Genomic DNA, 11,302 nt, shown 5'->3' on the forward strand with positions numbered 1-11,302 from the left:
TGCTCTTTCAGCTTAATCCTGCCAGCACGGCCTGCGTGATCGTTTCAGTCCTGTCCTTGCCTGCGATCGTGCCAATGCCCCGCGCGGTTGCGGACTCGATTGCCGACATCACTTCTGCCGCAGCCTGGCTCTCGCCCAGATGCCCGAGCATCATCGCACCGGACCAGATCGCGGCGATCGGATTGGCGGTGCCGAGATGCGCGATGTCGGGCGCCGAACCATGGACCGGCTCGAACATGGAAGGCGCGCTGCGATCGGGATTAATATTGGCGGAGGCGGCGTAACCCAGCCCGCCCTGAATGGCCGCTCCAATATCCGTGAGGATGTCGCCGAAAAGGTTCGATGCGACGATTACGTCGAGGCTTTCCGGCGCCAGGACCATACGGGCGGCAATGGCGTCGATGTGGTACTGCGAGACCTCCACATCGGCATAGTCTTTCGCCAACTCGCGCGTGACCTCATCCCAGAAAACCATGGAGTGTTTCTGCGCGTTGGATTTGGTGACAGATGCGAGCTGCTTGCGACGCGACCGGGCCTGTTCGAAACCAAAACGGATGATCCGTTCGACACCCGTACGCGTGAAGATCGCAGTCTCGACCGCGACCTCATCGGCCGTGCCGGAATGAACCCGCCCACCGGCGCCGGAATATTCGCCTTCCGTATTCTCGCGGATGCACAGGATATCGAAACCATCGGAGCGGAGGGGCCCCTGAACGCCCGGCAACAGCCGGTGCGGTCGTATGTTGGCGTACTGCGTAAACCCTTTCCGGATCGGCAGGAGCAGTCCGTGAAGCGATACTGAGTCGGGCACTTCCGCGGACCAGCCCACGGCGCCGAGATAGATCGCATCGAATTTTCGAAGTGTCTCGATGCCGTCTGACGGCATCATTGCACCGGCCTCCAGATAGTAGGCGCACGACCACGGGAATCTTGTGTCATCAAGGGCGAAACCGCCCCGCTTAGCCGCCCCCTGCAGCACCTGCCATGCCGCCTGCGTCACGTCCTTGCCGATGCCGTCGCCGGGGATAAGCGCTATCTTGTAGGTCTTCATTGATGGGGGTCCTCATTCGCACTAGCGTCATCGGAACAATAATGGACCGCCGGCCGCATTTTCCGTCGTGGATGAGCCGCCCGACGGCGTCGAATCGCGTCAGGCGGAACCTGGAAAGCCGATTGTTCTGGAACGGCTGCGCGCGCTATTCGGCCCGACCTTGAGCACTGAACTCAGTCATAAACGCAGACGTAGATCTTGCGCACGGTCTCGATAGTGCGCCAGACGCCGACGAAACCGGGCTTCATTACGAAACTGTCGCCGGCGCGGTAGGTCTTGGTCTCACCGCCCTTCTCCTCGATTTCGACGAGACCCGAAACGATGTGGCAGAACTCGTAGATAATGCCCTTGATCGAGTGCGTCTCGCCGGGCGTCGCCTCCCAGACACCGGTGAGCACCTTTTCTCCCTTCGAGGCATCTTGTGCCCAGGTCTTGAAGGATGGATTGCCCGAAATGAGCCGCTCCGGAGCCGGTAATGCCTCCTTCGGCGCGAAGTCTGGATCTGTGTCGATCGTGATCAGAAGTGACATGTGATGTTTCCTGGTTAGTAGCCGAGTGTCCGATCGACGAGGCCGATCAGTTCCTCTCCGGCGCGGTGATGCCGGATATTGTCGACGACGGATTGTGCCGCCGTATGCGGTTGCGTCACCGAAGCGACGTGCGGCGTTATCATCACCTTCGGATGCGACCACAGCGGATGGTCTTGCGGGAGCGGTTCTGGATCGGTGACATCAAGCATCGCCGCAGATACGTGACCGGTGTCGAGCGCGTCGAGCAGCGCGGCCTGGTCTAGTTGCGGACCCCTGCCGACATGCAGCAGCTGCGCCCCGACCGGCAGTAAGTCGAAGAACTCTGCATCGAGCATGCCGTGCGTTTGTTCCGTGAGCGGGAGCAGGCAGACGAGAATATCCGTTTGCTTCAGAAAGCCCGCGAGTTGGTCCGTGCCGTGAAAGCAGGCGACGTCCTCTATCCGCTTTTCGCTGCGGCTCCACCCGGCAAGCGGAAACTGGAACGGCTTCAAGCGCTCGATAGCCGCGCGGGCCAGCACGCCAAGACCGAGGAAGCCAACCCGGCGCTCGGCCGCCTGTCGAGCGACAAGCGGTTGCCAGAGGCATCTTTTCTGCTGCTCGAGATAGGCGGGCATCTCCCGGTGGAGCGCCAATACGCCGAGCGCGACGTATTCCTGCATCATGCGTATGATGCCGTCCTCGACCATGCGCACAAGCTTCACATGGCTTGGCACCACGTCCTGCTTGAATTGGTCAACGCCCGCGCCGATCGAAAACAGCACTTCCAGATTGCGATAGCGCGAGATCTCGTCGGGCACCGTCCAGGTAATGAGATAGCGCACCTTCTCCGGCTCCATCTCGTCTCCTGAATGGAAGAATTCCAGATCCGGGAGCTGGCGCGCGAATATCTCGCGGAAGACCGCAGCACGCGCCGCATCGGAATTGAAAAGAAACGCCATGGTGACCGCCCCTTCCTTCAGGCCGCAAGACGCGCGCCGAGCCCCTCGATCATCTTCCGGCATGCGGCGAGTTCACCGATCTCGATATATTCGTCTGGACGATGGGCACGGCCGATGTCGCCAGGACCGCAAATGATCGCATCGATGCCGGCCTGCTGGTAAAGCCCGGCCTCCGTGCCGAAGCTGACGGCTGTGAGCGGCTCCTGCCCCGTCAGCTCCGTCAGAACGGCCGCCAGCTCGCTCCCGTTCGCGGGCGCAAGGGCGGGATAGGTGCTCAGTTCGTGCCACGCCACATCGAAGCCGCTGTCTCGCAGGGCGAAAAGCCGGGCCTTGACCGGCTCAAGCAGGGAGGCTGGAGAAACGCCGGGCACGGCACGCGCCTCGATGTCGGCTGCGCAGTGGCCAGCGATGATATTGACCGCCTGTCCACCGGCGATGACGCCCACCTGCAAGGAAGAATAGGGGGGCTCGAAATTGTCATCGAGCGGCCCGTCGGCGAGGGACTGGCCGTAGGCCACGGCGTGCGTGATGACCCCGGCCATGGCATGCACGGCATTGAGTCCGAGATCGGGGCGTGACGAATGGCCTGATCGCCCGATCACCTCGAGCCGCGCGGCGGCCTTCCCTTTGTGCGCGCGCACAGGCTGCATCCGGCTCGGCTCGCCGACAATCGCGCCAAGCGGCCTCTCGCATAAGCTCGGCAACGCGGCTAGCAGATGCGGCACACCACGGCACCCCGCCTCTTCGTCATATGAGAATGCGAGATGAACTGGCTGCCGCAGGTTCATCGCCGCAAGTCCTGGGAGCGCGGCCAATGCGCAGGCGAGGAAGCCCTTCATGTCGGCGGTGCCGCGGCCGTATAACCTGCCGCCCTCGCGGCGCAGGACGAACGGGTCCGAGCTCCATTCCGGCTCGCCAGCCGGCACGACATCCATATGTCCGGAGATGATGTAGCCCCGACCCTGGCGCGGGCCGATCGTGAGGAAAAGGTTGGACCGGTCGCCCTCGGGACCGGGTAGAACCGTCACCTCGGCTCCGGCTGCCTCACAGTAGTCGCGGATCCAATCGACGATCGCGCCGTTTGGCGTACCCACAACAGAGGGAAATCCAATCAGCGTCGCGAGGATTTCTTCCACGTTCATGGCGGTCCGCTCTGCTTGCACACTATCATCGGTGCAACCAGCCTATCCACAGGCGGCAGTGTTCCCTGCCGAATTGCGTCGTGCTTTGGCCGAAGATTTCGAAAAAGCACCTCGAACCAGCGAAACCTGCTGGCTTTCCCGTATAATGCTGCGGCAAAAGAGGCATGTCGCAACATGGCGATCGATGACAGGATCAACACCGCGTGCCTTGCGCATTCGTTGAAGGAGCGGATCGACTGAGATGCAGAGATCAGTACGCCTGAAATCCTTCGAACTGGTCGCGCGGGACATTGATGATGTCGACGTCAAGCTACTGCACGCGCTGTCGATCTCAGTCCGCTGGCCTCATCGGCCAAAGGATTGGGACTTTCTGCGCCGTGCCGGCCGCGGCATTGTTGCCGTTGATGGTATTGGACGCGTTTTCGGGAGCGCGATGTGGTTTCCCCACGGAGACGATTTCGCCACCATCGGCGTAGTGATCACAACGCCCCGCACGCAAGCGCAAGGAGGCGGCCGATGGCTCATGGACTTGGTGCTCGAGCAGTGCGGCGATCGCAACTTGGCACTCAATGCTACCCATGCTGCCTATCCTCTTTATGTCTCACTCGGCTTCACGACCGAGGCGATCGTATACATGCGCCAGGGGGAGATCCCACAGACGCTCCCAACAATGCCGGCCCTGGACGGGCAATTGCAGGCGCTATCGAGCGACAGGCTGAAGGAGATCACGGCGCTGGATACGCGCGCGTTTGGGACAAACCGCGAGAGGCTGCTCGCGTTGCTCGCGGCCGATGCCTCAATCTGCACTTTGAGCCGCGGCGGCGAGATCGTCGGCTATTCCATGTGTCGCGAGTTCGGACGTGGTCACGTGATCGGCCCCATGATCGCGCGCAACGATCTTGATGCGGTCCATCTCACAGCCGTGCATCTGAAGGAACTGGCAGGACGGTTCGCCCGCGTCGACACCCGCGAGAAGGATGGCGTGTTTGCCGCGTTTCTCCAGCAGTGCGGCCTCGGCATTGCCGAGACCGTTACGACCATGTCGAAAGGGCGCCGTTTTCTGAACCGGGAAGACAATGGGCCTTGGGTCTATGGATTGGCCGGCCATGCCTTGAGTTGAATGCAAGCACGCTGTCGCCTTCAACCAGCGGTCAGAGGATCAGGTCGATCAGTGCGCGGCGTCGATCAACCGGCATAATGCGGTTGCCGTCACGCGGCCGGAACGGCTGCCGCTTCGAATCTGCTCCTAATCCCGGATTCGGTTTTTAGGCGCGCAGCAGCACATTCGTGTCGGCCGTAACCCTCATCCCTAGCCGGGTCCGGCTGCGGCGCCCGCTTCCGCTATCGCCTCGTTGATCTCCTCGATGCTGAGCACCCGGCGTTTCGTCTTGCCTCTGAGGAAGCCGTGGAGGTCCCGGAACGGCCCCTTCGCCCGAGCCGCCTTTAATTCCGCCCGACCGTCGGGCAGCAGATCAAGCTCGATCTTCTCGCCCGGCTTGATACCAGATGTTGCAGCACGTCTTTGCGGAACGTCACCTGTCCCCTTATCGTCACTGTCAACGTTGTCATATCAAACACTTCCCGTTCATCGCGATTAGATAATGCAAATCTGCATTATTATCGATGCAGATGGTCGGGGCCAAGCTTGGCGTCCATGCGGCGACAGAATCGCATTCGATGCCTTTTAGAAAGCCGCCAAGCACTGTGGATTCGCCCTCGCCCCCGTCGTTCGGCAAAATTCGTTGACTCCCGACGTCGAGTGAATCAGGTCGCTTCGATATTTCGAGATAGCTTTTCGACGTTGCGGCCGGTCTGGACCGTTGGCCTCCATCTGCTTTGCGATGTTCTTCAGACTTCCGCCGCCGGCCAGAAACGACCATCACCTTGGCGAGTTCGCTCATAGCGGACAAACAGGGCAAGTCAGCCACGATTAGCAGGTCCACGGTTGCATGACGGAGAGATATGCATAACCACTCCCAAGGAAATAGAAAAATTCGAGTTGCCTCATCCGCTGTTTCCTCGACACTGTCTGGAGCCCGGGCGTTCAGGCGATCGTCGACGCCACCACTACGCTGCTAGCTGCCCTTACCAAGACTTCAGGCGTCGCCCTCCAGTTTCCCTAGTCGTCATGGCGCATGGAAGGCATCCTGCCCAAACATCAGGATTATTGCTGAGTTCCTGTATTGCGCGAGCGAGATCCCTGTCTTCGTCGGTCCAGATCGTCCTGAGCCCTGTTTTTGGCAGAGCGCCATTTGCAAATTTCTGTGAAAAGGCTCGCCGAATTGTTTCCCAACCACGCAACGCTACAGTGGAAGAGACGATCCACCTGGCATCTATGGCCTCCTGCCTCCGGCGCACACTATCGCCCAAGGTTGGAGCGTAGGCAATATTGCATTAGCGCCAACTTGAATACCGCCATCGTCGCTCCCGACTCAGCTCCTAGCGCGGCGAATAGGCATTGGTGACGTGGTGGCGATCACCGCCGGACGGCACAGGGCGCGAGCTTACCCGCGTCTCAGCCGCAGCTCGCGCGTGACTCCCGGCGACGAAATTCGAACTCCGGACCCCTATAGTCGAAGTTACTAGTGTCAAAATAGTTGTTTTAGATGAATTAGTTAATCAAAACGCCGTTTTCGAAGCCTGGAAACCAAGATCATCGGATCGCGTAGAGTTGAGGCTTCCTTTTGCGCACTTCGGTCGTTTCTGTTCGCGCGATCGATCCAACCGTTGGCGATTGAGCAGCATGGAATCGCCGAATTCATGCGTGCGATATCGGTGCTCGGCGAAGGCTGCGGAAGCCTTGGCGAGCAGAGCATCGCCGGCAAAGGCTCGCAGCAACTCGAAATGGCTTTCGCCGGGCTGGTGGACGCCTGTCAGAATTGCATCGACCAGGCGAAGTGGCGTGCCCAGCGCGATGCGCCCTGTCGCAATGCCATTTCCGGCAGGCACATTGCCGTCGGGGTAGGCAGCTGCCTCAAGCGCGCGCACCACGCTCGTGCCGATTGCGATGATGCGGCTGCCGCGGAGCTTCGCCCGCGCGACCTGCGCCGCGGTGCGCCCGGGGATGCGGTACGGCTCGTCGAAAGGGAGGCGCAAGTCGAGCGCGGGGTCGCCGGTGGAAGACACGCCCGCGGCATGAGTGAGTGTTGCGAAGCCCACGTCGCGCCGACGCCAGGCCTGGAGCGTGCGCCAGTCGAGTGCGAAGCCTGCCGATGGCGCTTCGAACGCGACCGGCCCGGCGGCAATCTTCGTCCAAACATTCCAAAGTGCCAACGGTTCGTGAACATGCGCATATTGGATCGGCCTGCCGTGCTGCGCCAGTCCTGCAAGCACCGCTGCGCGGCTGCCTGGGAAGCGCAACTCGATAAGGCGGGGGTGATCGAGAAGGCGCTCTACGATGGCTTCAAGCGGACCGAGCCGAAGGTGATCGCCTGGTGACAACCGAGGCGGAGGGAGCCGGTCTTCTGTGCGCATGCGGTGATCGCCTGCGCCGAAGGCAATCGCTACGAAGCGGGTTGGATCGGGAAGTGACAGCCAGCCTGCCAGGCGGATCTCGATCGCTTTGTCGTTGGGGATATGCGTGCCGCGCAAGCTGGCAGGCAAGGTCGCGGCGTCGTTGGCGATTACCAGATCGCCGGCATCCAACAGTGTCGCGAGTTCACTGCGCGGCAGGTCGCGCATCGTGCCGTCCGCCTCGACGACCAACAGCCTGGCGGGGCGCCGATCGGGGCCGGAGGCGGCAATCATGCATGTGCCCCGGCGCGAAGTGTTGCGCCGGCCGGCAACGCGTCGAGGATCTTTTCGATGATCTCGGCAGCAGCCAGTTCGGGGCGCTTCAAGGTCGTCGGATCGGCATCAGGCACCGCGAGAGCGTGCAGCGGGGTGTCCATATCGCCGGGGTCGAGCGCGAGGAGCCGTATGCCGTCGGCCTTCGCCTCCTCGTCCCAAATCGCCGTCAGGTGAGCAAGAGCGGCCTTGCTCGCGCCATACGCACCCCAGCCGGGATAGGCGTTCACCGCCGCGTCGCTGGAGATGTTGATCACCAGCGCGCCACGGCCCTCGCGCGCGGACGCGGCAAGTGCACCGAACAGTGCTTTCGTCAGCCGGAACGCGCCGACGAGGTTGACCGCGAGCGCTTTTTCCAGCTCCTCGCACTCGGTATCGGCGAGGAGCGCCAGTGGGAGGGGCCCGAGGCTCGACGCATTGTTGATCAGAACGTCGAGCCCGCCTAGGCTCGCGGTGACCTGCAACGCGATCGGGTAGATGTCGGCCTTTTTGCCGACGTCGCCGACAATGCCATGTGCGCCCGTCTCGTCAGCGACGCGTTCGACGCTCGCGGCAGTGCGTGCAACGAAGGCGACGAACGCACCCTCTCTGGCAAGTTGCCGGACAAGCGCCAGTCCTAGACCGGACGTGCCGCCCGTGACTGCTACACGAAGTCCCTGAAGATCAATGTTGGTCAGCATTGCCGATGCTCCTTCAATCCGTATAGCCGAATCGTACAAGCTTAAGTTAACTTGAGGTCAAGCATTCATTCCGTGGATCGATGCCGACCAGACTCATGTATCGCGGCGCACCTTCGCCTTGTCGGCCCGAGACGATCGACTTCCTCGGAGGTTCTTCACCGTTCTCATCTACTCAATGAAAGCCATGCTGTGGCTGCACATCACGGCGGTGCTGAGCTGTTTGTGCTTTGCCTATGGCGCCCCCATCGGCAGCTTATCCCTGAGCCTGTTGGAACTGATGCTGCTGCCGATCAATGCCTGGCGCCTGTTCGAACTTTTCCATCAAACTTAGCCGGGCCGAATTCAGGGGGCCTGAAAATGCCAACACCGCATCTCTGGCTGCTGCTCCGGTCGGCGCTTTCCTTCTGGGTGCTCGGCCGGATCTGGCTTGTGATCGCCGTTAGCGTGCGCTTTCAGGAAGTGGCAGAGCTCGTCGCAACGGCCGAGACGAGGCGCAAATTCGCCTAGCGCCTCAACGCCGCATGGTTCCGCTTTTGATGGGCGACAGTGGACCGGCGGCTTTCGGGATGACCATCTTCCCTGCCGAACGGCTGTGATGCGGCGCACTGCTGAAATCCAGCCCCGTAACTGAGCGGTGGCTTTTCAGAACACGATGGCCTCTCGGCGAATTCGAGAGGCCATCGTGATCAGATCTCGGTTCCCTCGGCGAGTGTGAGCGCGTCCCCGACTTCGACATCCGGATGGCGAACCGTATTCTCGATCTCGGTGTGCCCAAGCAGGATCTGAACCGCCCGGAGGTTGCCTGTTGCCGTATAAGAAGCGGATCGAAACCGAAAGTTCGATGCGAATTCAACAGAGAGCTCGCCGGCTGTTCACGGCAAGCCGCCAGAGAACTGGCCTTCCAGAAGCGACGCGGGTCAAGGGAACGTCGCCTCGCCGGGCATCTTTGCAACCGCGACGATCACTCCGGCACGCCGGAGATGCCCAGCGCCTCGACGTAACGCTCGGCGAACACCTCGTCCAGCCACGGGTTGATCTGTCTCTGCAGGGTGAGCGTGTAGGTCGGGAACGCCTTCATAAGCCGCCGCGCCGCCGCCTGCGCTTCGTCCAGCCGGTTGAGTTTGACCAGCGCCATGATCACCACCCGGTGCGAGGAGCCGTAGTTCGGCATCTCGTGCAGCGCGCGTTCTCCCCATGCCAACGCTTCCTCGTAGCGCTCGAGCATCAGGTAGCTCATCCCGATGCCGGAGAGCGCGATGCCCTTTTCGGGGTCGACCGGGCTCAGCCGCATTGCCCTGTGAAAGTGCTCGATGGCGACTAGCGGGCGGCTGGAATGTGCGTTCACCCAGCCGCTGCCCGTATGGCCCTGCGCCGAATTGGGGTTGAGCAGCAGGGATCGCTCGATCGTGCGCAGCGCCATCTCGTAGTCCTTCGCGCTGTAGGCAATCACCTGCGCGGCGAAGCGTAGGCTCGTGGGGTCGTCGCGCGCTTCTGCCAGTACCTCTCGCGCCATGCGCGCGGCGACTCGGATATCGTCAGGCTGGTGCCAGCACTGGCTCACGGATAGGCTACGGATATAGGCGCCGAGTGCCTTCGCCAAGGTGAAGCCAGGGTCGATGCTGAGCGCCTCGTTGGTGAGCCGGCGCACGTCGGCAAAGCCTTCGCGCGTCATGCTGTAGAACCGCGGCAGCGCGCGAAGGTAGAGGTCGTAGGCGCTGATGTACTCGGTCGGCTTCATGCGCGCCTGCTTGATCTCCTGCAGCCGGATGCTCGGTTCGACTGCGCCGACGACGCTCTCGGTCACCTTGTCTTGCAGGTCGAAGATGTCGCTCACGTCGCCCTCGAAGCGGTTGGTCCAGACATGGTGTCCGCTGATCGCGTCCACCAACTGCCCACTGATGCGCACCCGCGATCCTGCTCTGCGGATGCTGCCTTCTAGCACGTAGCGGACTCCCAGCTCGCGCCCGACCTGGCGCAGGTCCACCGCCCGGCCCTTGTAGGTGAAGGACGAGTTGCGGGCGATCACGAAGAACGAGTTCACCCGGCTCAATCCCGTGATGATGTCCTCCACCAGCCCGTCGGCGAAGTATTCCTGGTCGGGGTCGCCGCTCATATTGGTGAAAGGCAGAACCGCGATCGAGGGTTTCTCGGGCAAGGGAGGCGGTGCAGCCACCGAGGCGCTGGCGTCGGTCTCGACGCGGTAGGCGCGCACGGGCCGCTCGATGTTCTTGAGGCGCAGGTTGCCGAGCGGCGTGAAGCCGCAATCGAGCTTGCCCTGAAGATGGTCGTAGGCGGTGCCCGAGACGACCACGGTTCCGGGATCGGCGATGCTTTCGAGGCGGGCGGCGATGTTGACCCCGTCGCCGTAGAGGTCGCCGTCCTCCTCGCAGACCACGTCGCCGAGATTGACGCCGATGCGGAAGCGAATCCGCTCTTCCTCGGGCATCTCCGCCTCGTGTTCTGCCAGGGCCCGCTGGATCGCCATCGCCGAGGTCACCGCGTTAACGACGCTCGCGAACTCGCACAGCATGCCGTCGCCGGTGAGCTTGACGATCCGACCCTGGTGCACGGAGACCAGCGGTTCGAGAAGGTCCTTGCGGTAGATCTTCAGCCGCTCGAGGGTGCCGCGCTCGTCGCGCTCCGTCAGGCGCGAATAGCCGACCACGTCGCAAGCCATGATCGCTGCGAGGTGGCGCTGCGTGGTCATTGCACCGCTCAGCCAAGCGCTTGCACGGGGGCCGCCCCGCGTCTGTATCCTGCCAACTTCCTGACGCCCCACGTGCATCGTATCTATCTTTCCCAGTCGCCGGCCGTTGCCGAAACAGAACGGAGAACGCAGCTTGATCTTGCCTTCACGAGATTTCGCTATCCCACTTGCGAGGCGTGGAGCGTTCCAGTCGCCGCGCCCACGCAGCCTCTGGAGACGCTGACACGTCACTCCCAGAAGGCCGGAGATATTTCCTGCCCTGTGTAACCGGTTGACGCCACTGTGGCGGTGCTTTTGTCACGGCGATGTAACAGCGAGATGCCCTACGGGCGCGCATCGGTGCATACGTTTGCGCTTAGAGGTGCTGAGGTCGGCAGGTGGTGCGAGCGCGACCTTCAGCATGGTCAGCTGCGATGTCTTCTGTGGATGGCTCCCGCGATGCAAGAGGTAATTCGACATTATGGCGCG

Annotated in this window: 11 protein-coding genes and 1 pseudogene; 3 read left to right on the plus strand and 9 right to left on the minus strand. The window is 62.0% G+C overall.

Annotated elements, in window-relative coordinates; translation table 11 throughout:
- Positions 1-7: 7 nt before the first annotated feature.
- The 4 genes from E5W70_RS05585 to argE form a co-directional block, all read right to left on the minus strand.
- On the minus strand, positions 8-1,051 hold the full coding sequence (locus E5W70_RS05585; RefSeq protein WP_292654994.1) for a tartrate dehydrogenase: 1,044 nt from the start codon (positions 1,049-1,051) through the stop codon (positions 8-10).
- Between the two features lie 173 nt (positions 1,052-1,224).
- Entirely contained in the window at positions 1,225-1,581 is a 357-nt protein-coding gene (locus tag E5W70_RS05590; RefSeq protein ID WP_292654997.1) for a cupin domain-containing protein, read from the minus strand.
- Positions 1,582-1,595: 14 nt separating this feature from the next.
- Positions 1,596-2,519 carry a glyoxylate/hydroxypyruvate reductase A gene (locus E5W70_RS05595; RefSeq protein ID WP_292655000.1) on the minus strand — a complete coding sequence of 308 codons (924 nt, stop codon included), beginning with the start codon at positions 2,517-2,519 and terminating at the stop codon, positions 1,596-1,598.
- A 17-nt stretch (positions 2,520-2,536) separates the two neighbouring features.
- On the minus strand, positions 2,537-3,661 hold the full coding sequence (gene argE / locus E5W70_RS05600) for an acetylornithine deacetylase (protein ID WP_292655003.1): 1,125 nt from the start codon (positions 3,659-3,661) through the stop codon (positions 2,537-2,539).
- Between the two features lie 241 nt (positions 3,662-3,902).
- On the opposite strand from argE, the gene E5W70_RS05605 reads away from it, so the two are divergent.
- Positions 3,903-4,781: a GNAT family N-acetyltransferase gene (locus E5W70_RS05605; protein WP_292655005.1), complete on the plus strand. Its 879-nt coding sequence runs from the start codon at positions 3,903-3,905 to the stop codon at positions 4,779-4,781.
- A gap of 189 nt (positions 4,782-4,970) precedes the next feature.
- Here E5W70_RS05605 and E5W70_RS05610 read toward each other — a convergent pair.
- From E5W70_RS05610 to E5W70_RS05625, 4 genes and pseudogenes are all read right to left on the minus strand, one after another.
- Positions 4,971-5,230: pseudogene (locus tag E5W70_RS05610) on the minus strand (AbrB/MazE/SpoVT family DNA-binding domain-containing protein).
- A complete protein-coding gene (locus E5W70_RS05615) occupies positions 5,227-5,589 on the minus strand; it encodes a hypothetical protein (RefSeq protein ID WP_292655007.1) in 363 nt (120 codons plus the stop codon). The pseudogene E5W70_RS05610 and the gene E5W70_RS05615 overlap by 4 nt, the downstream one beginning before the upstream one ends.
- A 691-nt stretch (positions 5,590-6,280) precedes the next feature.
- The gene (locus tag E5W70_RS05620; protein WP_292655010.1) at positions 6,281-7,408 is read right to left on the minus strand and encodes an S-adenosylmethionine:tRNA ribosyltransferase-isomerase; all 1,128 of its coding nucleotides are present in this window, start codon (positions 7,406-7,408) and stop codon (positions 6,281-6,283) included.
- Positions 7,405-8,127, minus strand: a complete 723-nt coding sequence (locus tag E5W70_RS05625; protein ID WP_292655012.1) for an SDR family oxidoreductase — start codon at positions 8,125-8,127, stop codon at positions 7,405-7,407. The genes E5W70_RS05620 and E5W70_RS05625 overlap by 4 nt, the downstream gene beginning before the upstream one ends.
- 175 nt (positions 8,128-8,302) lie before the next feature.
- Here E5W70_RS05625 and E5W70_RS05630 point away from each other — a divergent pair, with 175 nt between their 5' ends.
- Together E5W70_RS05630 and E5W70_RS05635 are read left to right on the plus strand one after the other, a co-directional pair.
- A complete protein-coding gene (locus E5W70_RS05630; RefSeq protein ID WP_292655015.1) occupies positions 8,303-8,458 on the plus strand; it encodes a hypothetical protein in 156 nt (51 codons plus the stop codon).
- 26 nt (positions 8,459-8,484) lie between these two features.
- Complete coding sequence (locus E5W70_RS05635) at positions 8,485-8,634, plus strand: hypothetical protein (protein WP_292655018.1); 150 nt, start codon at positions 8,485-8,487, stop codon at positions 8,632-8,634.
- Positions 8,635-9,088: 454 nt separating this feature from the next.
- On the opposite strand, the gene E5W70_RS05640 is transcribed toward E5W70_RS05635, so the two are convergent.
- Positions 9,089-10,834 (minus strand): adenylate/guanylate cyclase domain-containing protein, encoded by a 1,746-nt coding sequence (locus tag E5W70_RS05640; RefSeq protein WP_292655021.1) that lies wholly within the window; start codon positions 10,832-10,834, stop codon positions 9,089-9,091.
- Positions 10,835-11,302 lie beyond the last annotated feature (468 nt).

Origin of the sequence: Mesorhizobium sp. (genome assembly GCF_005063415.1) — a bacterium.
GTDB lineage: Bacteria > Pseudomonadota > Alphaproteobacteria > Rhizobiales > Rhizobiaceae > Mesorhizobium.

Bases quoted from the DNA above. Each gene is read 5' to 3' on its own strand.
- E5W70_RS05585 (WP_292654994.1), bottom strand. From the start codon at position 1,051: ATGAAGACCTACAAGATAGCGCTTATCCCCGGCGACGGCATCGGCAAG.
- E5W70_RS05590 (WP_292654997.1), bottom strand. From the start codon at position 1,581: ATGTCACTTCTGATCACGATCGACACAGATCCAGACTTCGCGCCGAAG.
- E5W70_RS05595 (WP_292655000.1), bottom strand. From the start codon at position 2,519: ATGGCGTTTCTTTTCAATTCCGATGCGGCGCGTGCTGCGGTCTTCCGC.
- argE (WP_292655003.1), bottom strand. From the start codon at position 3,661: ATGAACGTGGAAGAAATCCTCGCGACGCTGATTGGATTTCCCTCTGTT.
- E5W70_RS05605 (WP_292655005.1), top strand. From the start codon at position 3,903: ATGCAGAGATCAGTACGCCTGAAATCCTTCGAACTGGTCGCGCGGGAC.
- E5W70_RS05620 (WP_292655010.1), bottom strand. From the start codon at position 7,408: ATGATTGCCGCCTCCGGCCCCGATCGGCGCCCCGCCAGGCTGTTGGTC.
- E5W70_RS05625 (WP_292655012.1), bottom strand. From the start codon at position 8,127: ATGCTGACCAACATTGATCTTCAGGGACTTCGTGTAGCAGTCACGGGC.
- E5W70_RS05630 (WP_292655015.1), top strand. From the start codon at position 8,303: ATGAAAGCCATGCTGTGGCTGCACATCACGGCGGTGCTGAGCTGTTTG.
- E5W70_RS05635 (WP_292655018.1), top strand. From the start codon at position 8,485: ATGCCAACACCGCATCTCTGGCTGCTGCTCCGGTCGGCGCTTTCCTTC.
- E5W70_RS05640 (WP_292655021.1), bottom strand. From the start codon at position 10,834: ATGACCACGCAGCGCCACCTCGCAGCGATCATGGCTTGCGACGTGGTC.